The sequence below is a fragment of the Pseudomonas campi genome (genome assembly GCF_013200955.2).
Lineage (GTDB): Bacteria > Pseudomonadota > Gammaproteobacteria > Pseudomonadales > Pseudomonadaceae > Aquipseudomonas > Aquipseudomonas campi.
In genome coordinates this window covers 1,569,823-1,590,973 of the sequence record NZ_CP053697.2, presented here as the reverse complement: position 1 = coordinate 1,590,973, position 21,151 = coordinate 1,569,823, and the positions used below count along the sequence as shown (strand labels likewise).

At 63.9% G+C, this 21,151-nt stretch carries 19 protein-coding genes and 1 pseudogene; 8 read left to right on the top strand and 12 right to left on the bottom strand.

Annotated elements, in window-relative coordinates; genetic code table 11:
* Positions 1-19: 19 nt before the first annotated feature.
* Both HNE05_RS20555 and HNE05_RS07335 read right to left on the bottom strand, forming a co-directional pair.
* Positions 20-142 (bottom strand): hypothetical protein, encoded by a 123-nt coding sequence (locus HNE05_RS20555; RefSeq protein ID WP_275679065.1) that lies wholly within the window; start codon positions 140-142, stop codon positions 20-22.
* Positions 139-1,347 (bottom strand): MFS transporter, encoded by a 1,209-nt coding sequence (locus HNE05_RS07335; protein WP_173204984.1) that lies wholly within the window; start codon positions 1,345-1,347, stop codon positions 139-141. The genes HNE05_RS20555 and HNE05_RS07335 overlap by 4 nt, the downstream gene beginning before the upstream one ends.
* 378 nt (positions 1,348-1,725) lie before the next feature.
* Between HNE05_RS07335 and HNE05_RS07330 the strand changes: the two genes are divergently transcribed.
* Positions 1,726-2,631 carry a DMT family transporter gene (locus HNE05_RS07330; protein WP_173204980.1) on the top strand — a complete coding sequence of 302 codons (906 nt, stop codon included), beginning with the start codon at positions 1,726-1,728 and terminating at the stop codon, positions 2,629-2,631.
* Positions 2,632-2,977: 346 nt separating this feature from the next.
* Here HNE05_RS07330 and cysK read toward each other — a convergent pair whose 3' ends face one another.
* Complete coding sequence (cysK, locus tag HNE05_RS07325; protein ID WP_173204978.1) at positions 2,978-3,952, bottom strand: cysteine synthase A; 975 nt, start codon at positions 3,950-3,952, stop codon at positions 2,978-2,980.
* A gap of 132 nt (positions 3,953-4,084) precedes the next feature.
* Here cysK and HNE05_RS07320 point away from each other — a divergent pair, with 132 nt between their 5' ends.
* From HNE05_RS07320 to HNE05_RS07310, 3 genes are all read left to right on the top strand, one after another.
* Entirely contained in the window at positions 4,085-5,158 is a 1,074-nt protein-coding gene (locus tag HNE05_RS07320; protein WP_173204976.1) for a DUF748 domain-containing protein, read from the top strand.
* Positions 5,159-5,329: 171 nt separating this feature from the next.
* Positions 5,330-6,175, top strand: coding sequence for an AAA family ATPase (locus HNE05_RS07315; RefSeq protein ID WP_173204974.1), 846 nt, complete (start codon positions 5,330-5,332; stop codon positions 6,173-6,175).
* A gap of 302 nt (positions 6,176-6,477) precedes the next feature.
* The gene (locus tag HNE05_RS07310; RefSeq protein ID WP_173204972.1) at positions 6,478-7,656 is read left to right on the top strand and encodes a vWA domain-containing protein; all 1,179 of its coding nucleotides are present in this window, start codon (positions 6,478-6,480) and stop codon (positions 7,654-7,656) included.
* A gap of 194 nt (positions 7,657-7,850) precedes the next feature.
* On the opposite strand, the gene HNE05_RS07305 is transcribed toward HNE05_RS07310, so the two are convergent.
* From HNE05_RS07305 to HNE05_RS07275, 7 genes are all read right to left on the bottom strand, one after another.
* Complete coding sequence (locus tag HNE05_RS07305) at positions 7,851-8,759, bottom strand: DUF2950 domain-containing protein (protein ID WP_173204970.1); 909 nt, start codon at positions 8,757-8,759, stop codon at positions 7,851-7,853.
* 13 nt (positions 8,760-8,772) lie between these two features.
* Positions 8,773-10,332 (bottom strand): DUF3300 domain-containing protein, encoded by a 1,560-nt coding sequence (locus HNE05_RS07300; protein ID WP_173204968.1) that lies wholly within the window; start codon positions 10,330-10,332, stop codon positions 8,773-8,775.
* Positions 10,333-10,593: 261 nt separating this feature from the next.
* Positions 10,594-12,417 (bottom strand): toxin-antitoxin system YwqK family antitoxin, encoded by a 1,824-nt coding sequence (locus tag HNE05_RS07295; RefSeq protein ID WP_173204966.1) that lies wholly within the window; start codon positions 12,415-12,417, stop codon positions 10,594-10,596.
* A gap of 181 nt (positions 12,418-12,598) precedes the next feature.
* Positions 12,599-13,132 (bottom strand): DUF2937 family protein, encoded by a 534-nt coding sequence (locus HNE05_RS07290; RefSeq protein ID WP_173204963.1) that lies wholly within the window; start codon positions 13,130-13,132, stop codon positions 12,599-12,601.
* A 4-nt stretch (positions 13,133-13,136) separates the two neighbouring features.
* Positions 13,137-13,916 carry a class II glutamine amidotransferase gene (locus HNE05_RS07285; RefSeq protein ID WP_173204962.1) on the bottom strand — a complete coding sequence of 260 codons (780 nt, stop codon included), beginning with the start codon at positions 13,914-13,916 and terminating at the stop codon, positions 13,137-13,139.
* A 12-nt stretch (positions 13,917-13,928) separates the two neighbouring features.
* Positions 13,929-14,366 (bottom strand): HIT family protein, encoded by a 438-nt coding sequence (locus HNE05_RS07280; RefSeq protein WP_173204959.1) that lies wholly within the window; start codon positions 14,364-14,366, stop codon positions 13,929-13,931.
* A 58-nt stretch (positions 14,367-14,424) separates the two neighbouring features.
* Complete coding sequence (locus HNE05_RS07275; protein ID WP_173204955.1) at positions 14,425-14,904, bottom strand: MFS transporter; 480 nt, start codon at positions 14,902-14,904, stop codon at positions 14,425-14,427.
* A 227-nt stretch (positions 14,905-15,131) separates the two neighbouring features.
* On the opposite strand from HNE05_RS07275, the gene HNE05_RS07270 reads away from it, so the two are divergent.
* Together HNE05_RS07270 and HNE05_RS07265 are read left to right on the top strand one after the other, a co-directional pair.
* Positions 15,132-17,180 (top strand): S9 family peptidase, encoded by a 2,049-nt coding sequence (locus tag HNE05_RS07270; protein WP_420826992.1) that lies wholly within the window; start codon positions 15,132-15,134, stop codon positions 17,178-17,180.
* 34 nt (positions 17,181-17,214) lie between these two features.
* Positions 17,215-18,591, top strand: a complete 1,377-nt coding sequence (locus HNE05_RS07265; protein ID WP_173204949.1) for a TIGR01777 family oxidoreductase — start codon at positions 17,215-17,217, stop codon at positions 18,589-18,591.
* Between the two features lie 21 nt (positions 18,592-18,612).
* On the opposite strand, the gene HNE05_RS07260 is transcribed toward HNE05_RS07265, so the two are convergent.
* Positions 18,613-18,912 (bottom strand): hypothetical protein, encoded by a 300-nt coding sequence (locus HNE05_RS07260; protein WP_173204946.1) that lies wholly within the window; start codon positions 18,910-18,912, stop codon positions 18,613-18,615.
* A gap of 123 nt (positions 18,913-19,035) precedes the next feature.
* On the opposite strand from HNE05_RS07260, the pseudogene HNE05_RS07255 reads away from it, so the two are divergent.
* Positions 19,036-19,335 (top strand): annotated as a pseudogene (locus HNE05_RS07255) (YajD family HNH nuclease); the annotation flags it as partial.
* 59 nt (positions 19,336-19,394) lie between these two features.
* Positions 19,395-19,865, top strand: coding sequence for an RNA methyltransferase (locus tag HNE05_RS07250; RefSeq protein WP_173204940.1), 471 nt, complete (start codon positions 19,395-19,397; stop codon positions 19,863-19,865).
* Positions 19,866-19,903: 38 nt separating this feature from the next.
* Here the strand turns inward: HNE05_RS07250 and HNE05_RS07245 are convergent, their stop codons facing one another.
* Positions 19,904-21,127, bottom strand: coding sequence for a hypothetical protein (locus tag HNE05_RS07245; protein WP_173204937.1), 1,224 nt, complete (start codon positions 21,125-21,127; stop codon positions 19,904-19,906).
* Positions 21,128-21,151 lie beyond the last annotated feature (24 nt).

Below are 21,151 nucleotides of genomic sequence, written 5' to 3'. Positions count from 1 at the left end.
TGCCGGCGCGCGGCAACGCTTAGCACAGGCTCATGCCCAGCTGCAGCGCCGCCAGGCCGACCTGCTGCCAGCCCCACCAGGCCAGCAGCAATAACCCGGCAATGCCCAGCACGCTGAGCAGCCCAGTAGCGCGCGTACTCATGCAAGACCTCCCGCCGCCTGCAGCCGGGCCACCGGTTGCTCGCGTACCGGCCAGTTGAGCGCCGCAGCGAGCAGGCCGAGGCCAATAGAAATCTGCCAGACCAGGTCGTAGCTGCCGGTATGGTCGTACAGGTAACCACCCAGCCAGCCACCGAGGAAGGCACCGAGCTGGTGAAAGAGGAACACGATGCCGCCCAGCATCGACAGGTTGCGCACACCGAACAGGGTGGCCACCGTGCCATTGGTCAGCGGCACGGTGGACAGCCATAGCAGGCCCATGGCAATGCCAAAGGCATAGGCGCTCCACGCGCTCAGCGGGGTGTAGAAGAAGGCCACGATCACCACCGTGCGCGCCAGGTACAACGCGGTCAGCAGGCGCGGCTTGGACAGGCGGCCACCGAGCCAGCCGGCGATATAGGTGCCGAACACATTGAACAGCCCGACCAGCGCCAGCACCGTGGTGCCGACCGTGGCCGGCAGGTGCTGGTCGACCAGATAAGCCGGCAGGTGCACGCCGATGAACACCACCTGGAAGCCGCAGACGAAGAAGCCCAGCGCCAGCAGCCAGAAGCCGGAGTGCGCGCAAGCCTCGCGCAGCGCCTCGCCCAGGCTCAGCTCGGCGCCCAGCGAGGACAGCGGCTGGTCGCGCACCAGCAGTGCCAGCGGCACGATCAGTGCCACCAGCAGGCCCAGCGCCAGCAGGGCAGCGGACCAGCCCAGCCAGCCGATCAGGCCGAGCGAGCCCGGCAGCATGGCAAACTGGCCGAAGGAACCAGCCGCCGCCGCGATGCCCATGGCCATGCTGCGTTTTTCCACCGGCACGGCGCGGCCGACCACGCCCAGCAGCACCGAGAAAGACGTACCCGACAGGCCGATGCCGATCAGCAGGCCGGCACTCAACGACAACGACGCGGCCGAGTCGGCATAACCCATCAACAGCAAGCCGGCGGCATACAACAGGCCACCGACGGCGATCACCCGGCGCGCGCCGAAACGGTCGGCGATGGCCCCGGTCACCGGCTGCGCCAGGCCCCAGATCAGGTTCTGCAGGGCGATGGCAAAGGCGAACACCTCACGGCCCCAGCCAAACTCGCTGCTCATGGGCGTGAGGAACAGGCCGAAGCCGTGACGGATACCCAGCGACAGCGCCAGGATCAGCGATGCCCCGAGCAACACCCAGCCACTGGTACGCCATACCGAAGTCATGCTTGATCCTTGTGTGCGGGCAATCCCGCCGGTTCGCGAAATAGAGCGTTTGCGCTCTGCCACCGGTACGACCACAGGGGACGCAGACAGGACGGCAAGATACAGGCTGTATATACCGGCAGGCACAGCGTGCCAAACACAGCTAATCACTAAACCGGCAGCACAGTTGCTCCTCTCGGCTAAAAGACCAACGGGCCAACGCAAAGTGAATGCTCGACCGTAAAAATCAATGGCACCGACCAGACATGAAGAGCTGCTTGGGTATGCCAAAGCAGACCCGCTCCAACTCAACTGTATGGCCAATTTGAAAGTCAGCTGCGCATTGCGCGAGGCGTTGGCTGGCGTAACCTGTGCGGCTCTGCCCAAGCGTGCCGCCCGATGAAACCTGCCGACCTGTTCCGCCTCATGCTGCTCGCCGCCATCTGGGGCGCCAGCTTTCTGTTCATGCGCGTGGCCGTGCCGGTACTCGGCAGCATGCCCACTGCATTCTTCCGCGCCTCCCTTGGTGCCATTGGCCTGCTGGTATTCCTCCTGCTGGCGCGTCCGGCCTGGGCGTTTGGCGGCAAGTTCAAGACCTGCCTGGTGCTTGGGGTGATCAACGCCGGCCTGCCCTCGGCCATGTACTGCCTGGCCGCGCAAATCCTGCCGGCTGGCTACTCGGCGATATTCAATGCCACCACCCCGCTGATGGGCGTGCTGATCGGCGCGCTGTTCTTCAGCGAAGCCATGACCCCGAGCAAGGCGGCTGGCGTGGCCCTCGGCCTGTTCGGCGTGGCGGTGCTGACCCGCACCGGCCCGGTGGCCTTCGACCTGGAACTGCTGCTCGGCGCCGGCGCCTGCCTGGTGGCGACCACCTGCTATGGCTTCGCCGGCTTTCTCACGCGCAAATGGATCGGCCAGCAGGGCGGCCTGGACAATCGCCTGACCGCCTTCGCCAGCCTGTGCGGTGCCAGCCTGTTCCTCCTGCCGCTGTTCGCCGGCAGCCTGGCGCTGCAGCCACCGGCCAGCTGGGGCGGCATCGAGGTGTGGCTGTCGCTGGCGGCGCTGGGCCTGGTCTGCACCGCTTTCGCCTATGTCCTGTACTTCCGCCTGCTCAGCGATATCGGCCCGATCAAGGCCAGCACCACCACCTTCCTGATCCCGCCTTTCGGCGTGCTGTGGGGCGCCCTGCTGCTGGACGAGCCGCTGACCTGGGCCTACCTGCCGGGCAGCGTGCTGATCGCCATCGCCCTGTGGCTGGTGGTGCGGCCGAGCAGCCCGGTCAAAACACTGGCCAAGGCGTAGCCCGGATGCAATCCGGGAGCGGAGCTGCCTGTTTCCCGGATTGCATCCGGGCTACATGAAACGACAAAGCCGCCCTAGGGCGGCTTTGTCATCAAAGTCCGAGGCCCGATCTCGCGAGCTAGAGCGAGACAAGGCGCAACGACCAACGGGAGTAACAGCCAAAGGCTGGCCCGAAGGGTGAGCGCCAGCGAATCAGATGGCCGAGGGCGCGGAGTTTACGTTTTGTAAATGAGCAGTACTCGCTTCACTCGCCCTTCGGGCCGCGCTGAAGCGCATTAGCCGCAAGCGGCTTTCCGAGGCCATCTTCAACGCAGTATCGCCGACGCGCAGCAGATCGGAACGGTACTTACTGTTGCAACTCTTGTTCAGTAAACAAATCACTGAACAGCATGCTCGACAGGTAGCGCTCGCCGGAGTCCGGCAGGATCACCACTATGGTCTTGCCCTGCATCTCCGCGCGCTCGGCCAGGCGCACCGCCGCGGCCATCGCCGCGCCGCAGGAAATGCCACAGAGGATGCCTTCTTCCTGCATCAGGCGCAGGGCCATGGCCTTGGACTCCTCGTCGCTGACCCGCTCGACGCGGTCGACAATCGACAGGTCGAGATTCTTCGGCACGAAACCAGCACCGATGCCCTGGATCTTGTGCGGGCTCGGCTTGATTTCCTCGCCGGCCATGGCCTGGGTGATCACCGGCGAGCCAATCGGCTCAACCGCCACCGAAAGAATCGGCTTGTGCCGGCTGTGCTTGATGTAGCGCGACACGCCGGTAATGGTGCCGCCGGTGCCGACGCCCGCCACCAGCACGTCGATGGCGCCGTCGGTGTCGTTCCAGATTTCCGGACCGGTGGTCTTCTCGTGGATCGCTGGGTTGGCCGGGTTGTCGAACTGCCCAGGCTGGAAGTACTTGCTCGGGTCGGCGCTGGCGATCTCGTTGGCCTTCTCGATGGCGCCTTTCATGCCCTTGGCCGGCTCGGTCAGTACCAGCTCGGCGCCCAGGGCCTTGAGCACCTTGCGCCGCTCCAGGCTCATGGAAGCCGGCATGGTCAGCAGCAGCTTGTAGCCACGGGCGGCAGCGACGAAGGCCAGGCCGATGCCGGTGTTGCCGGAAGTCGGCTCGACGATGGTCATGCCCGGGTTGAGCAGGCCGCGCGACTCGGCGTCCCAGATCATGCTGGCGCCAATCCGGCATTTGACCGAATAGCCCGGGTTGCGCCCCTCGATTTTCGCCAGAATAGTTACACCCTTGGGGCCGAGGCGATTGATCTGTACCAGCGGCGTATTGCCGATGGACTGGGCGTTGTCAGCGTAGATGCGGCTCATGGTCCTTTGTCCTTATCGATACCCGGGCCAGACAGCCTAAGCTCGCTCGAAAGGATCGTCCAGCGCACGCCGGTCGAACTCTGCGGCACGCTTGGCAGTCCACCCATAACACCCGCTGCGCCGGACGCCCCGATGAAACGCCGCTACAGCCTACCTCTCACTATCGTTTTCGGCCTGGTCGCCCTGGTGCTGGCACTGCACCTGGCCCTGCCCTACCTGATCCGCGACTACCTCAACGACAAGCTGGCGGCCATGGGCGATTACCGTGGCCAGATCGCCGACGTCGACCTGGCCTGGTGGCGCGGTGCCTACCGCATCAACGGCCTGGAGATCGTCAAGGTCGCCGGCGACGTGCCGGTGCCGCTGCTGGACGCCCCCTCGATCGACCTGGCGGTGAGCTGGCATGCGCTGTGGTACGACCAGGGTGTGGTGGCGCGGGCGCTGTTCGAGAGCCCCGAGCTGAACTTCGTCGATGGTGGCGAGCGGCCCGAGGACACCCAGACCGGTGCCGGGGTGAACTGGCGCGCCCAACTGGAGAAACTGCTACCGATCACCCTCGACGAGATACGCGTGGTCAACGGCCGCATCACCTTCCGCAATTTCACTTCGCAGCCGCCAGTGCACCTGCAGGCCAGCGACGTCAATGCCAGCCTGTACAACCTGACCAATGTCGCCGACAAGCACGGCGAACGGGTCGCCCGCTTCGAGGGCCGCGCCCTGCTGCTGGACCATGCGCCGCTGGAGGCCACGGTGGTGTTCGACCCCTTCGAGAACTTCGACGACTTCGAACTCCGCCTGCGCGCCACCAACATCGAACTGCGCAAGCTCAACGACTTCTCCAGCGCCTACGGCAAATTCGATTTCAACGCCGGCCACGGCGACCTGGTGATCGAGGCCACGGCCGACCAGGGCCGGCTCAGCGGCTATGTGAAGCCGCTGCTGCGCGATGTCGAAGTGTTCAACTGGCAGCAGGACGTGGAGGAGGAATCCAAGGGCTTCTTCCGCTCCATCTGGGAGGCGCTGGTGGGCAGTGGCGAGACAGCGCTGCGCAACCAGCCCACCGGCCAGTTCGCCACCCGCGTGGAGCTCAGCGGCAACGTCCACCAGCAGGACGTCAGCGGCCTGCAAGTATTCCTCGAGATACTGCGCAACGCCTTCATCGAGGCCTTCAACAACCGCTTCGAAAACTCGCCCCCGGCCGAGTGAACAGGGCGATCCCGCCATATTTGCAGCCAAACTCGGCATGACCCGCCATTCAGTGACTGAATGCCACGTCTGCGTTCACAGTCCCCCGCCGTGCGCGTTATAGTCGGCCCTTCAGTCACCACCGAACCACCCGGCAGCGCCCCGCGGCGCGGTCGTTCGAGGATTTTCCAGATGAAGTTCGAAGGCACCCAGTCCTACGTCGCCACCGACGACCTCAAGCTCGCGGTCAACGCCGCCATCACCCTGCAGCGTCCACTGCTGGTCAAGGGTGAGCCAGGCACCGGCAAGACCATGCTCGCCGAGCAGCTGGCCGAGTCCTTCGGCGCCAAGCTGATCACCTGGCACATCAAGTCCACCACCAAGGCCCACCAGGGTCTGTATGAGTACGACGCGGTCAGCCGCCTGCGCGACTCGCAGCTGGACTCGGACAAGGTTCACGACGTACGCAACTACATCAAGAAGGGCAAGCTGTGGGAGGCCTTCGAGGCCGAAGAGCGGGTGATCCTGCTGATCGACGAGATCGACAAGGCCGACATCGAGTTCCCCAACGACCTGCTGCAAGAACTCGACAAGATGGAGTTCTACGTTTACGAAACCAACGAGACGATCAAGGCCAAGCAGCGCCCGATCATCATCATCACCTCGAACAACGAGAAGGAACTGCCGGACGCCTTCCTGCGCCGCTGCTTCTTCCACTACATCGCCTTCCCGGATCGCAACACCCTGCAGAAGATCGTCGACGTGCACTACCCGAACATCAGCAACGAGCTGGTGGCCGAGGCGCTCGACGTGTTCTTCGACGTGCGCAAGGTACCGGGCCTGAAGAAGAAGCCGTCCACCAGCGAGCTGGTCGACTGGCTCAAGCTGCTGATGGCCGACAACATCGGCGAAGCGGTGCTGCGCGAGCGCGATCCGACCAAGGCCATCCCGCCGCTGGCCGGCGCCCTGGTGAAGAACGAGCAGGATGTGCAGTTGCTAGAGCGCCTGGCGTTCATGAGCCGCCGCGCTTCGCGCTGAAAATCGGGCTGCTGCGCGTCGGCCATGCTGCGTTGGAATCAGGTTCGGACAGTGGCTTGCCACTGAACGCCCATAGGGCGGCCCCGAAGGGGTGAGCGAAGCGAATAATGCTTACAGACGTAAATTCCGCTTTCTCACCTGATTCCGCCTTGCCTGACTCTAGCTCGCGAGCCCTTGCATCGAGAAGGACGTAGGGTGGAAAACCGCGAAGCGTTTTCCACCTGATCCAGCACCTACGCCGTACAGGCCCGGTGGATGAGAAGAGCGTCATCCACCCTACGGGTAATCGGGAGAAATCCACCATGCTGCTCAACCTGTTCAATGAAATGCGCGCAGCCAAGGTGCCGGTGTCGGTACGCGAGCTGCTCGACCTGATCAATGCGCTGAAACAGCACGTGATCTTCGCCGATATGGACGAGTTCTACTTTCTCGCCCGCACGGTGATGGTCAAGGACGAGCGCCACTTCGACAAATTCGACCGCGCCTTCGCCGCCTACTTCAAGGGCCTGGAGAAGCTCGACGACTTCCTTGAGGCGATGATCCCGGAAGACTGGCTGCGCAAGGAATTCGAGAAGCACCTGACTGACGAGGAGAAGGCACAGATCCAGACCCTCGGCGGCCTGGACAAGCTGATCGAGGAGTTCAAGAAGCGCCTCGAGGAGCAGAAGGAGCGCCACGCCGGCGGCAACAGGTGGATCGGCACCGGTGGCACCAGCCCGTTCGGCTCCGGCGGCTACAACCCGGAAGGCGTGCGCGTCGGCGATGCCGGCAAGCGCCAGGGCAAAGCGGTCAAGGTCTGGGACCAGCGCGAGTACAAGAACCTCGACGACCAGGTCGAGCTGGGCACGCGCAACATCAAGGTGGCCCTGCGCCGTCTGCGCAAGTTTGCCCGCGAAGGCGCTGCGGAAGAGTTCGACCTCGGCGGCACCATCGACCACACGGCGAAAGACGGCGGCCTGCTCAACATCCAGATGCGTCCGGAGCGGCGCAACACGGTGAAGCTGCTGTTGCTGTTCGACATCGGCGGTTCGATGGATGCCCACGTCAAGGTCTGCGAAGAGCTGTTCTCGGCATGCAAGACCGAGTTCAAGCACCTGGAGTACTTCTACTTCCACAACTGCGTGTACGAGTCGGTGTGGAAGAACAACCTGCGCCGCACCTCCGAGCGCTTCTCCACCCTCGATCTGCTGCACAAGTACGGCGCAGACTACAAGGTGATCTTCGTTGGCGATGCGGCCATGGCGCCCTACGAAATTACCCAGCCCGGCGGCAGCGTCGAGCACTGGAACGAGGAAGCCGGCTACGTGTGGATCAAGCGCTTCATGGACAAGTACAAGAAGCTTATCTGGATCAACCCGTACCCCAAGGACGCGTGGAGCTACACCGCCTCGACCAACATCGTCCGCGAGCTGCTCAACGACCAGATGCACCCGCTGACGTTGCGTGGCCTGGAAGAAGGCATGCGCTTTCTGACCAAGTAAAAACCGGCTGACCTAGGCAAATTACCCCCGCCCGGATCAACCGGTAGGAGCGAGCTCTGCTCGCGAACCTGACGACACCAGCGCTTCGCGAGCAGAGCTCGCTCCTACAACAGCAGAACGCCGCTGCCCCGCAAGGGACAGCGGCGTTTTCGCTACAGGCAGCCTGTTCTGTTTTACTGCACCGGCAGCCTCTCTCAAGGCGTCGCCAGCACTTGCTCCTCAGCCTCTGCCGCCACCTCGCTCCAGCTGCTGTCCGGGTCGAAACGGCTCATGGCCGTCGCCAACTGGGCACCGTCCGGCCCCAGATCCTTCTCGAACACCTGGCCATCGTGACTGATCATGAAGCTCATCACGCCGCTGTCGGCATAGCGGGCCGGCCAGGCGATCAGGGCAAAGCCGCGGCTCATGTTGTCGCCAAGCTGGTAGCCGTAGGCACCACCCGGTGCCGAAGGCCCCTGGGCGCCGAGGATACGGTAGTGGTAGCCCTGCCACTCACCATCGGGCAGTTCGTCACCGAACAGCGGGCCGAGCGGGCTTTGCTCGATACCCGGCTCCTCAGCCCAGTACAGGCCGTCATACAGGCCATCGCTGCTGATGAACTTTTGCGCGTACTCGAGAACCCCGTCGCCGTCGCGATCGACCTCGGCGTAATCCATCTGCGCATCGTGGTAGGCCAGCGCTGCCTGCACGGTGGCCAGTTCGTTACGACCGATACGGCGCACCCGGATCTCTTCGCCGCCGGTCTTGGTATCGAAGGTCCAGCCGGCCTTGTCCTGGACCAGTGGCAAGGGGAAGGTCCAGGGCGTATTGCCGACCACCAGGGCGGCCCGCCCTTCCGCAGCAGGCTCGATTACATGTTTCTCGCGATAGAGGGCGAGAAAGGCATCGACGTCTTCGCGCTCGACGTCACCCGTCGGGATATAGCTTTTCCAGTCGTCACCGAGCAAGGCCGCCAGGCGCTCGGCATCGCCCTTTTCGCTACCCAGTGCGGCCACCAGCGCCTCGGCGGCGGCATCCGCACTGGGATAGGCCTGTTGCGCCTGTGCGGCCTGGGTCAGAACGGCCAGCAAGAGGATCGAGAACAAACGGAATCCAGCAATCATGGTGATTCTCCTGTCAGCGCCGACGGCCGCCGCTGCTGCTGCTGCGGGACGGTGCCCGGGCGGCACGTTGCACGGTCTGGCCGCTGCTGCGTGCCGTTTGCGGCCGACTGGCGGCGGCCCGACTGGTTTGCCCGCGACTGGCTTGGGCGCGCGACTGCGAGGGGCTGCGGGCACCGCTGAAAGCGTTGTCGCGCGTGCGCGGGCTGCTGGCTTGCTGCTGACGCACCTGCTGGCGCGCCTGCGGATTGCTCGCCGCACGCTGCTGGCGCGCCTGGGCATCACGGGTCGATGCCTGGGCGCGCTGGCGCACCTGAGCATCCCGGTTCACCGCCTGAGCGCGCTCGCGGGCCTGATCACGACTGACATCACGGGTCGAACCCTGGAGCCGCTCACGGGCCTGCGGATCGCGGTCAATCTCGCGGGTTGCCGCCTGGGCGCGGTCGCGGGCCTCGCGGTTGCTGGTAGCCGGCGTTTCAATGCCACGCTCTTGCAGGGACTGGCGCGCCCGCTCACGGTCAGCGGCTTGCGCCGTATCGCGCCCACGGAACGCATCGCGCTGTTCGCTGCCGGGCACCCGCTGGTTGAATTTCTCGCGGCTGGCCTGGTCGCGGTAGGGCACGCCGTCACGGTTGATCGCGTTGTGCTGCCAGTTGTTCTGGTTGGCATTGATCTGCCGGTTGGAATTGATGTTGTTGTAGCGATCGACGTCGATGTCGATATCGTCGTTGTCCCAATCGCAATCGCCCCACAGCGAATCGATGATTGCCACGCCGGCCGCAAAGCCCAGGCCGGTAGCCAGCGCGCCACCGAAGTAGTAGCCCGGCGGTGGCGGGTAATAGGCCGGCTGGGACGGATAGGGCCAGGTGCCGTAGACCACGCTGGGGTTGTAGCTGGGCACATAGACGACCTGCGGCTGGGCCGGCTCGATGATGATGGTGGATGGGGCTGCAGGCTGCTGTACCACCTCGCCCGAGCTGCTCGGCGCGGGTGCCGGGGCAGGTGCGGCGGGCTGCTCAGTGACGCGCTGCTGCTCGTTGGACTCCAGGTTGCCGGCCGCTTGTGCCTGGCGCCGCAAGCGCTGCACCGAATCCATCACGGCATTGGGGTCGGCGAGGAAGGCATCGCCCAGCCGCTGCACCCAGGCCGGATCCTGGCCGAGGGTGGCCAGCGCCGCGGGGAAGGCCACCAGCGACTGCACGCTCGGGTCCCAGGGCTGCTCCGCGACCGCACGCACAGCAACATCGCCGCTGCTGTCCGGGTTAGCTTTGGACCAGGCCACCGCGTCGGCGACATCGCCCGGATAGGTCGCGGCCATCAATACCTGGGCCAGCAGCGCGTCCGGATACAGGGCCAGCGGCGCCAGCATCTGATCGAGTTGCTCCGCGCTGTAGATGGCACTGACCGCAGCAGCCGGCACTGGCGCAGGGGCCGGGGCCGGGCTGGGAGCCGCCGCCGGGGCGGCGACTGCAGGAGCGGCAGCCGGGGCCTGCGCCTGGGGTGGCGTTTCCTCGTCCGAACAGGCGGACAAGGCCACCAGAGCAAGCAGAAGGGTGTAGCGATGACAGACACGCATGACGCCTCTCCACAGGAAGAAAGCGAATCTAGACACCGAGCCAGGGTGATCGCTGTCAGCATGGCCAGGTCCGCGAGTCGCGTGCCGGACAGCATGAGGGCACAGCGATCTCACTCAGCCTAGTCAATCAACTCCACTTTGCTGCTTCTGCCTGTGGTTTGTGCCGATAGACCTGCCACAGACTGGAAGAAGGCATGCGCGTTCTGACCCAGTAAAAACAACGGGCCCGCAGGGGGCCCGTTCTGTTTCATTGACTGCGCTTTACTCGAAGTAAAAGGTTCTTTTCGGCACTTCCGGCTTCTTGCAACCCTCGGGACCGGGGCTGGTCTGCTTGCCATTCTCATCGAAGGATCGACGACAGCTGCGCTGTCCGTTCTCGGTGAGCATTTCCCACTGCAATTGACCGCTCGGGTAATAACAGCGCGAATCACCCACCTCATCGCTGGTGATGTTGTAGTAAGCAAGGCGCTTGTTATCCACATCCTCAAACCCGGCAGGCGCAAGCTGCTTGCTACAGTTCAACTGGCCATTGGGGTGATACGTCTGCACCTCTAGAGCGCCGTCAACTTCCTTGCGCTGCTCCTTGAGCGTGCCGTCTTCGTAGTAATAGACGCCCACTTGAGCATCGCCATTTACATAGAGGACCCTGGAGCGCACCTCCCCCTCTGCCCGGTACTCCGTCCACTCGCCGCAGTGATATCGCGTGGCATAAGTACCCTGCAGGCGCTGGCAGTAATTACTGTCTGAATACATGTAGCCTTCAGCGACATATTGCTGCAGTCGTCCGAATAGCTCGTTGTGACGATAATTACCGATGTTCTCTGGCAAATTAGCCGAGTAATTGCTGCGGAAAGGGCCATGCTTGCGGCCTTCTCGATAGGAAATATCCTTCCTGATGAAGCTGCCATCATCCGCATACGTCAGCTGGCGACCATGCAAAAGATTAGCCTTGTACTCTTCTTGCAAAACCAGCTTGCCGGCATCGTTGTAACGCTTGAGCAGACCTTCCTTCACCCCTGCTACATAGTGCTCCTCAAGCTGTAACTGCCCCTCGCGATTGAAAACACGCGCTGGGCCCTCCAACCGATTGAGCTTGTAACTGCCCTCCCAACGAGCACCGTCCGGCATGGGTTTGCGCCAGACACCCTCCCTGAGTCCATTCTGGTATTGCCCTTCGGCGCCCTGGACGGTCCAGAGGCCCTCCGGCCGCCCCTCCACATACTCACCACGCGACCTGAAACGACCATCTTCCTCAGCGTGCATCCAAATCCCTACTCGCTTGCCCAAACGGTACTCGCCGCGCTCGTGGATCAGGCCCCGGCTGCCTGAAATCACGAACTTCACCGAATCCCCATCGAGCAGTCCTTCAAGCGTCTTGGGCTCTCGCTCCCAGGCGATCTGCTGCAGCACGAAGCGATAGTCCTGTTCGTCTGCTCGGACATAGCGCGCGGTCAACCAGCGACCGTCTCGCTGCAGAAAAGTCTTCTTGATCAGATGCCGACCCGATGCATTGGTCTCAAGCGCCTGCCCCTCCTTGTCGAACACGGCCACGACCTCGCCAGCGCTGTGATTCAGCTGGTCGAATGCGGCAATATCGGTAGAGGCGTAGGTCCGCGAATAGTCGAAAGGCAGCAGCTCGTAAATTGCATTCTTGATCTCCAGCGCCGTGCGCATACCCCGCCCCAACGTCAGGGAGTCCAGCAGCCGTTGCGCCGCCGGCATATAGCGCAAGCTGTCGCTAGTGGGGTCCCACAGGTAGGCGCGCACGCGGGTCTGCCCCTGCTCACTGAACATCACCAGGGTGCTGTCGCCCTTGCCCGTCAGGTCGGCATAGAACACCGCATCGATGTGGGCATTGTCGAAACCATCCAGGTCTTTTACCAGGTGCTCGCCGGCGTCGTACTTGACTTCGTAGCGGCCAATCACCTCACCACTCTCACGGAGGAACGCCAGTTTGCCCTCTACTTGTGGACTGGCATTAACCAGTGGATGGAGCAGCGTCTTGCCGCTGTAGAAGGGGCCATCGGCCTGCGCCTGAGTCGCCGCCAAAATCATGAGGGCACAGCAGATCACCAATCGTTTCACGCAACGTCATCCTTGAAGTCATAAGCAAAAACACCAAGAGCCGTTTCCGGCCCTTGTCTACAACCTGGGTGATTAAAAATCTTGGGGGCACCAACCGTGTTGCGCAGATCCAGCACGCTACTCGCGGGCGCCTGCACGGCCTAGGCAGCAACCGGCTCGGCTACATGCACTAACCGCTGGCTCAGCGCCAGTGGCGCTTCTCGTGGGCGATGACCTTGTGCTTGCGCCCGACGCCAAGGGTCCAGCCGGCGCCCAGCACGATCAGTTCCACCAGCCAGGCCAGCAGCAAACCGCTCGCCAGGGCCCAGGCAATCGCCTGCGGCGCCAGCAGGACCTGATAGCTGTAGGCCTCGATGGTTTCCTCCAGCATTTTCTGATCCGCCGCACTGGCCAGGTGCCAGGCCTGGGCATACCAGGGGCCCTGCATGGCCAGCCATTCGCTTTCCAGCAGTTCGGAACGGCGCACCAGATGCTCGACACTTTGCGCGTCGCTGCGCATCACCTCATCGGTACTGGCTCGATAGTGGCTGACCAGGGCGTTGAGGTCGCCATTGAAAAAACGCGCGGCAGTCTCGCGGAAACCAGTCAGGCTTTCCTCGGATTCGGCTCGCTGCGCAGCCACACGCTTGCCGTAATCGTCGATAAACCCCGGCACCTGCACCCCGACCAGCAGGCCCAGGCCGAACAGCACCAGCCGCAGATAACCTCGAAACATTGCCCTACTCCCCCATCTGCCCATGGGCCAAGCGCTCACCGCGCCGCCACAGGCTCCATTCGCCTGGCTGGAACAGGTTCCAGCGCTCGTTATCGGTCAGCGGCTCGGTGGCAATCACCGTCACCACATCGTTGGGCGTGGTTTCCGCCTGGAAATCCACCAGCACTTCGGCATCCTTCAACCGCGCCGGACCAAACGGCGCGCGCCGGGTGATCTGTGCCAGCTTGGTCGAGCAGAAGGCGAACAGCCAGTCGCCATTGCTCAGCAGGCAGTTGAACACACCGTGGCGGCGGTAATGCTGGGCCGCCTGGATCAGCACAGGCAGCAGGGCCTCAACCGGCACCGGCTCAGGAAAGGCACTGCGCACGCGGTTGAGCAGGTCGCAGAAGGCCGCTTCGCTGTCGGTGTCACCCACCGGCCGGTAGAAGCTGGTCGAGGGGGCAAAATCGGCCAGTTGGCCGTTGTGCGCGAAGCACCAGTTGCGCCCCCACAGCTCGCGCACGAAGGGATGGGTGTTGGCCAGCGAGACCTGGCCGACGTTGGCCTGGCGGATATGGCCGATCACCGTTTCGCTCTTGATCGGGTAGCGCTGCACCAGCCGTGCGACTTCCGACTCGACGCTGGCTGCCGGGTCCTGGAACAGGCGCAGGCCACGGCCCTCGTAGAAGGCAATGCCCCAGCCGTCGCGGTGCGGGCCGGTGCCACCGCCGCGCTGCATCAGCCCGGTGAAGCTGAACACGATATCGGTGGGTACGTTGGCACTCATGCCGAGCAGTTCACACATGCTTGCTAGCTCTCATTGCAGGGCGCTGCGCAGCAGCTGTGCCTCGCGCTGCAGGCGCGCCTCGATGCGCTTGCGGCCCAGCGGCAGGAAGCGGGTAAGGGTGCGCCAGCATAACGCCGCCAGGTCGCCTGTGCGGCGCGGAATCAGATGCAGATGCAGGTGCGGGACGTGCTGATTGGCGACCGGGCCGTCGTTGAGCAGGAAGTTGATCCCCAACACGCTCGGATCGCTGCGATAGAGCGCCTGCCCCACTCGGTCGGCCAAGGCCAGCAGGGCCTCGCGGGCAACCATCGGCAGGTCGGCGAGGAGCGGTGCATGGCCCTTGGCGACGATCAGCAGATGGGCCGGGCGCAACGGGAAGATATCCAGCAGCACCAGGAAGTGTTCGTCCTCATGGACGATATGGGCCGGCAGCTGGCCGTCGGCGATGGCGCAGAACACGCAGTTCATGGGCACTCCTTGTCTCTGCCTGGCGCAGTCCGCGCAACAAGCCGCGCTGTAAGCCGCGTTACAGGCGCGGCTCGATGCGCAGGCGGCGGTCGCCGTTGGCATCCATGCGGGTATCGGCCGAGAAGCTGTCGTCGCGGGCCATCATTTCACGCAGGGTCGGCTCGTCTTCTGCGGCCTGGGTAGGAGCCGGCGCACGCCGCGCTTTCCACCAGCGTTCGACAGGCCAGCGCAGACCGGCGAAGGCCAGCCACACGGCAAAGGTGATCAGGCCATAGATGGCCAGGTCCGCCACCGCACGCCAGGCGTTGTTGCCAACCTTGAGCAGCAGGTCCATGGCGGTGATGGCGATGGCCGGAGCGAACAGCTCCTTGGCCGGATCGACGATGGTCGGGGTCAGCAGCAGCACGGCCACCAGCAGGCGCAGTGGCTCGCGCAGCCAACGCCAGACCCAGCCGGTCAGCTGGATCCAGACCAGCAGGCAGCCAAGTGCAGAAACGGCGTAAATGGCCCAGGCAAGCAGATAGTCTTGTTCAGTCATGCGGGTTGATGGCTTGGCCGGCAAAGGGGCGCTTATCATAACGGCTTTTAAGCGCCCCGGCGCCCCTGCCGTCAGAGTCTGCTCACGATCCGCTGCGCGTCGGCCATGCTGCGTTGAAATCGGGCTCAGAATGCTCATTTACAACGCGTAAACTGCGCTTCTTCGCCCGATTTCGCCTTGCCTGTCTCTAGCTCGCCAGATCGTGAACAGACTCTCCGCCCTCTTGAATGAGAAGCCCCATGCCCAACGCCCCGATTGCCCGTCGCGAAGCCGCTACCGATCCTTACCATTGGTTGGAGCAGCGTGACACCGACGAGGTGCTCGACTACCTCAAGGCGGAAAACGCCTATTTGGAAGCCGAGCTGGCCGAACAGGCGCCGCTGCGCGAAGCGCTGTTCGAAGAGATCAAGGGCCGCATCCGCGAGACCGACCTGTCGCTGCCGACCCCCTGGGGCCCCTGGCTGTACTACCAGCGCACCACCGCCGGCGACGAATACCCGCGCCACTACCGCTGCCCGCTACCCGCCGACGGCAGCCTGACGGTGGACGAAAGCGCCGAACAGCTGCTGCTCGACCCCAACGCACTGGCCGGCGACGGCTACCTGTCGCTGGGCGCCTTTACCACCAGCCCGGACCACAATCTGCTCGGCTACAGCCTGGATACCGCGGGCGACGAGATTTACCAGCTGTTCGTCAAGGATCTGCGCAGCGGCACCATCAGCGCCCTGCCCTTCGACGACTGCGATGGCAGTCTGACCTGGGCCAACGACAGCCAGACGCTGTTCTTCACCACCCTCGACGACACCCATCGGCCGCACCAGCTGCATCGCCACCGTCTGGGTGAAAGCACTGCCGAGCTGGTGTTCGAGGAAAGTGACGGACGCTTCTTCCTCAGTTGCTACCGCACCAGCTCCGAACGCCAGCTGGTGCTATTGCTCGGCAGCAAGACCACCAGCGAAAGCTGGGTGCTGGATGCCGATACGCCGCAGGGGGAATTCACCTGCCTGGCGCCGCGCGAGGAAGGCCACGAGTACTATGTTGATCACGGCCAGCTGGACGGTGCCTGGGCCTGGCTGATCCGCAGCAACCAGAGCGGCATCAACTTCGCCCTGTTCCAAGCGAGCGAGCAACAGCCGACCCGCACGCACTGGCAGCAGCTGATTGGCCACGACCCGCAGCGCATGCTCGAAGGCGTCAGCCTGAATGCCGGCGCCTTTATCCTCAGCCTGCGCGAGGGCGGCCTGCCGATCATCGAAGTTCACCCGCGAGGCGCCGCGCCCTACCCGGTGCAATTGCCGGACGCCGCCTACAGCCTGCACGTACAGGACAGCCTGGAGTTCACCAGCCCGGTGATCCGCCTGCGCTATGAGGCGCTTAACCGCCCAGCGCAGGTACGCCAGCTGGACCTGTGCAGCGCCGCACAGAAAGTCCTCAAGCAGACCCCGGTGGAAGGCCCCTTCGATGCCGACGCCTACGAGAGCCGCCGCCTGTGGGCCAGCGCCGCGGATGGCACGCAGGTACCGATCAGCCTGGTGGCGCGCCGCGAGGTGCTCGCCGCCGACCAGCCCGCGCCACTCTACCTCTATGGTTACGGCGCCTACGGCGAATGCCTCGATCCCTGGTTCTCCCACGCGCGCCTGAGCCTGCTGGAGCGCGGCTTCGTCTTCGCCATCGCCCATGTGCGCGGCGGCGGCGAGCTGGGCGAGGCCTGGTACCGCGCCGGCAAGCTGGAGCACAAAGAAAATACCTTCGGCGACTTCATCGCCTGCGCCGAGCACCTGATCGCTGCCGGCCTGACCTCGCCCGCGCAACTGGCCATCAGCGGCGGCAGCGCCGGCGGCCTGCTGATCGGTGCTGTACTCAACCAGCGCCCCGAGCTGTTCGCCGCGGCCATCGCCGAAGTGCCCTTCGTCGACGTGCTCAACACCATGCAGAACCCCGACCTGCCGTTGACCGTCACCGAGTACGACGAATGGGGCGACCCCAACCAGCCTGAAGTCTACGAGCGCATCAAGGGCTACGCGCCCTACGAGAACGTGCTCGCCCAGGCCTACCCGGCCCTGCTCGCCGTGGCCGGCTACAACGACAGCCGCGTGCAGTACTGGGAAGCCGCCAAATGGGTGGCCAAGCTGCGTGCCACCCGCACCGACAACCACCTGCTGCTACTGAAAACCGACCTCGGCGCCGGCCACGGCGGCATGAGCGGGCGCTACCAGGGGCTGAAGGACGTGGCGCTGGAATATGCCTTTCTGTTGAAAGTCCTGGGACTGGTCTGAGAACCCGTACAAACCGATCGCGAGGGATCGCCCCATGCAAAATCTGCTCTATCGCTGGCTGCTAGCCGTTGGCCTCGGCCATGTGCTGCTCGGTGTCGTCCTGGCTTTCACCGCGCAGCTGCCGATCGCCGCGCCGTACTTCCAGTATCTGTATGCCAGCGTGGCTGCCAGCCCGGCGCCGACGGCGGAATACCACAGCCTGCTGACCACCATGGTGCGCCTGTTCGGCCCCACGGTGGCCAGTTGGGGCCTGCTGTTCAGCCTGCTGGTGTACCTCTACCGCCAACACGGCCACGCGCTGATCAAACCCGCGCTGTTCGCCGCACTGCTGCTCTGGTGCGTGCTGGACAGCGCGATTTCCGCCTATTACGGCATCCTTGCCCACACTTATCTGAACACCCTGGCCGCGCTGTCGATTGCCTTGCCGCTGTACTTTCTCGCACCGCGCGACACGCCAAGCAGCCAGCCATACGCCCTGCGCTATGCCAGTGGAAAATCGCTGAGGATTCTCATGACCGGCGGCACCGGCTTTATTGGCCGCCCCCTGGCCAACGCGCTGAGCCTGGCGGGCCATGACGTGCTGATCCTGACGCGCAGCCTTTCTGCCAATTCCGGCGGGTTCAGTGGCCGCATAACTTTCCTCACCAGCCTCGAGCAAATACCCTCGCACGAGCGCATCGACTGCATCATCAATCTTGCTGGCGAGCCGCTGGCCAAAGGCCGCTGGACGCCAGCACGCAAGGAACGTTTTCTGCAAAGCCGCCTGCAGGTCACTGATGACCTGCTGCAACTGGTGCAGCGCCTGCAAGACAAACCGGAAGTGTTATTGAATGCCTCCGCCGTGGGCTATTACGGGCACCAACAGGATGCTCGGCTGGATGAAACTGCCAAACCTGTCGACTGCTTTTCACACCAGTTCTGCAGAAACTGGGAAGAACATGCACGCGCATTCGAAGCGCAAGGCTTGCGCGTGTGCCTGCTTCGCATCGGGGTCGTGCTCGGCCAGGGCGGTGGCCCTCTGCAGGAGCTGCGTCGCTCCTTCGACTGGGGCGTGGCCACGCAACTCGGCAATGGCCAGCAGTGGCTACCGTGGATTCACTTGCAGGACGTGCTGGATATCTGCGCCTTCCTGCTGAGCAGAGCCGACCTGCACGGCGCCGTGAATGTCACCGCCCCCGCACCGGTCACCCAGCGCGAGTTCGGCCGTGCCCTGGCGCAACAGATGCGCCACGTGATGCTGCGGGCGAAGATCCCGGCCTGGCTGCTGCGCCTGCTGGTCGGTGAAATGGCCGACGAAATACTGCTGAGCGGTCAGCGGGTCATCCCACAGAAGCTGCTGGCGCACGGCTATAGCTTTACTCAGCCAGAACTGCCCGGGGCACTGAGCGATCTAATCGCTGCCTCCAAATAGACTGACGGTCGCCGCGCCTGACTAATCCAGCTGCTCCGCCGGATGCTGCGGATTGGCCTGGCGCTGCGGTTCCAACTGCGGCAACGGTCGATCCTTGGGTAAGGGTTGTGGCGGCGCCATTTGGCGGTTTTGCGACGGACTGTTGAGCAGCGGTGGATTGCGGTTGCTGTTACCCAGCGGGCGAACCTGCGGCTGGCTGTACGGCTGCGGTGTTGCCGTACCGGGTGAACCAGCAGCCGGACGGCCTAACAGATCTGCGGCCGACAGCGGAGCGATCTGCAGCAGGCCGACGCACAAGGCGAACATAAGAAAAAGACGCATGCAGGGGCTCCAGCTTCGTGGACTTTGGCTTTATTCTGGCAGCATCGGAACGCTCGCGTTCGCCACCCGACCACAGGTCCTGTCATGAGCAGCAATCCCAGCTACACCCTATCGGCCAAGGCCGAAGCAGATTACCGGCAGAAAGCCCTGAAGATGTACCCGCACGTCTGCGGCCGCTGTGCCCGCGAGTTCAGCGGCAAGCGCCTGAGCGAGCTGACCGTGCACCACCGCGACCACAACCATGACAACAACCCGCAGGATGGCTCCAACTGGGAGCTGCTGTGCCTGTTCTGTCATGACAACGAGCACTCGCGCTACACCGACCAGCAGTACTTCGCCGAAGGCTCAACCGCCTCGCCGCAGGCAGCCAAGACCACCTACAAGGCCTTCGGTGACCTGGCCAGCCTGCTGAAAAAGGACTAGCGGGCAGCACAACACTAGGCGCAGCCGTATAATCGCGTCTTTTTTGCGCGAGCCTCACCGTGGCCAACAAACGATACAGCTGCATCGGCCTGTTCAACCCCAAGTCACCGGAGAACGTCGGTTCGATCATGCGCGCCGCCGGCTGCTACGGCGTCAGCTCGGTGTTCTACACCGGCACCCGCTATGACCGCGCCAAGGACTTCGTCACCGACACCAAGAAGGTCCACCAGGACATTCCGCTGATCAATATCGACGACCTGCGCCGCATCGTGCCGCTCGGCTGCACGCCAGTGGCAGTGGAACTGGTGGAAGGCGCCCGCGCCCTGCCCGACTACACCCACCCGGACCGCGCGCTGTACATCTTCGGCCCGGAAGACGGCTCGCTGGACAAGGAAATCCGCGACTGGTGTGGCGACGAAGTGGTCTACATCCCCACCAATGGCTGCATGAACCTGGCGGCCACGGTCAACGTGGTGCTCTACGACCGCCTGGCAAAAGGCAACAACACCCGCTCGGGGCCGTTGTTCTAAAATGAGCGACTGACGCCGCTCACAGGAGTAGTCCTGGCTTAGCGCAACAACGGGCTATCCAGCACATCCGACGCGTGCCCCATGACGTTCTCGCTCATCTCGATCAGGTCCTTGGTGCTGGCCTTGTCCAGGCGCATCAGGCCGCGGGTAACGTCGTCCAGAGAGCGCTGGTTGTTGGTGCTCTTGCGGATTTCCCGATCCAGCTCCTGCAGCAGCAACACTGCACGGGCGGTGATCGGCCCGCTGGACTCCTCGGTGCGCAGGGTCTTGACCGACTTGCTCCAGCCAATCAGCTTCTTGCGGATGGCCTGGTAACGGTCTTCGCTCATGCCGCCGGCACGGCGCATCAGTTCGATGGCGTAGTACTCGGCGATGCCTTCGCTGATCCAGTCGCTCTTGTCGGTATCACGGATGCGGCTGAACACATGGACCAGCTCGTGCACCAGGGAACTGGTGCCGTTCTCGCTGACCAGTGGGCGGTCACTGTGCATGAACAGCGAATTGGGCGCCGACAGGCCGCCACGCCACATCGGGTCGCCAGCGCCGACGATCAGCAGCTTGGCCGGATCACGCGGGAATACCGCCTGGGCTTCCGGCCAGACGAAGGTCAGCAGGGTAATGATGTCCATCCGCCGCAGCCCTTCGCCCACCGGGGCGGCCACGGTCACGTCGGTATCGCCGAGCTGGGCGCGGCGGCTGCCGATCTTGCCGGCGAGGATCCAGCCGGTCGGGCGATCCAGCTTGCGCGTCGGGTTGTCGATGCGGAAACGGTTCTCGCCGATACGCGGCCAGCCGGTCTCGACGCCCTTCCAGCCTTTTGGCAGTTCGAACTGCAGGCGCGCAACCAGCTCGATGCTGTCGTCCTTGATCAGGTGTGCACTGGGCACCAGGTTATCGCCGCGCAGCAGCGCCCAATCCTTGGTCATCCGCGCATCGAAGCTGCCGGATTTGCGCGGATGGCTGATGCGCACCTTGTAACTGAGCTTGCTCTGGCCCTTGCCCGGCTGCCAGATACCTTTCTCGGCGCCATCCAGCTGCCAGCTGCCATCGGCCTGGAAGTCGCTGTAGTAGTCCTTGTCGCCCAGATCGAAAGTCAGGCTACGCACCAGATCGGCCTGCTCCAGGGTCAGGCTGACTTCGGCCTGGTCGCTTTCTGGGAGAAAGCGCACGTGGTAATCGAGGTCGATTTTCTTCGCCGCCCAGAGCGGTGCGCTCAGGCTCAGCAGGAGGGTGGCGGACAGCAGTTTGAGACGGGCGGGCATTGTGCAAGCTCCATGCGTGAGCAG

Excerpts from the sequence above, each read along its gene's own strand:
- cysK (WP_173204978.1), bottom strand. The coding sequence starts at position 3,952 with ATGAGCCGCATCTACGCTGACAACGCCCAGTCCATCGGCAATACGCCG.
- HNE05_RS20555 (WP_275679065.1), bottom strand. The coding sequence starts at position 142 with ATGAGTACGCGCGCTACTGGGCTGCTCAGCGTGCTGGGCATTGCCGGG.
- HNE05_RS07300 (WP_173204968.1), bottom strand. The coding sequence starts at position 10,332 with ATGCGTGTCTGTCATCGCTACACCCTTCTGCTTGCTCTGGTGGCCTTG.
- HNE05_RS07245 (WP_173204937.1), bottom strand. The coding sequence starts at position 21,127 with ATGCCCGCCCGTCTCAAACTGCTGTCCGCCACCCTCCTGCTGAGCCTG.
- HNE05_RS07265 (WP_173204949.1), top strand. The coding sequence starts at position 17,215 with ATGCAAAATCTGCTCTATCGCTGGCTGCTAGCCGTTGGCCTCGGCCAT.
- HNE05_RS07315 (WP_173204974.1), top strand. The coding sequence starts at position 5,330 with ATGAAGTTCGAAGGCACCCAGTCCTACGTCGCCACCGACGACCTCAAG.
- HNE05_RS07285 (WP_173204962.1), bottom strand. The coding sequence starts at position 13,916 with ATGTGTGAACTGCTCGGCATGAGTGCCAACGTACCCACCGATATCGTG.
- HNE05_RS07290 (WP_173204963.1), bottom strand. The coding sequence starts at position 13,132 with ATGTTTCGAGGTTATCTGCGGCTGGTGCTGTTCGGCCTGGGCCTGCTG.
- HNE05_RS07310 (WP_173204972.1), top strand. The coding sequence starts at position 6,478 with ATGCTGCTCAACCTGTTCAATGAAATGCGCGCAGCCAAGGTGCCGGTG.
- HNE05_RS07330 (WP_173204980.1), top strand. The coding sequence starts at position 1,726 with ATGAAACCTGCCGACCTGTTCCGCCTCATGCTGCTCGCCGCCATCTGG.
- HNE05_RS07335 (WP_173204984.1), bottom strand. The coding sequence starts at position 1,347 with ATGACTTCGGTATGGCGTACCAGTGGCTGGGTGTTGCTCGGGGCATCG.
- HNE05_RS07280 (WP_173204959.1), bottom strand. The coding sequence starts at position 14,366 with ATGAACTGCGTGTTCTGCGCCATCGCCGACGGCCAGCTGCCGGCCCAT.
- HNE05_RS07260 (WP_173204946.1), bottom strand. The coding sequence starts at position 18,912 with ATGCGTCTTTTTCTTATGTTCGCCTTGTGCGTCGGCCTGCTGCAGATC.
- HNE05_RS07275 (WP_173204955.1), bottom strand. The coding sequence starts at position 14,904 with ATGACTGAACAAGACTATCTGCTTGCCTGGGCCATTTACGCCGTTTCT.
- HNE05_RS07270 (WP_420826992.1), top strand. The coding sequence starts at position 15,132 with ATGAGAAGCCCCATGCCCAACGCCCCGATTGCCCGTCGCGAAGCCGCT.
- HNE05_RS07305 (WP_173204970.1), bottom strand. The coding sequence starts at position 8,759 with ATGATTGCTGGATTCCGTTTGTTCTCGATCCTCTTGCTGGCCGTTCTG.
- HNE05_RS07320 (WP_173204976.1), top strand. The coding sequence starts at position 4,085 with ATGAAACGCCGCTACAGCCTACCTCTCACTATCGTTTTCGGCCTGGTC.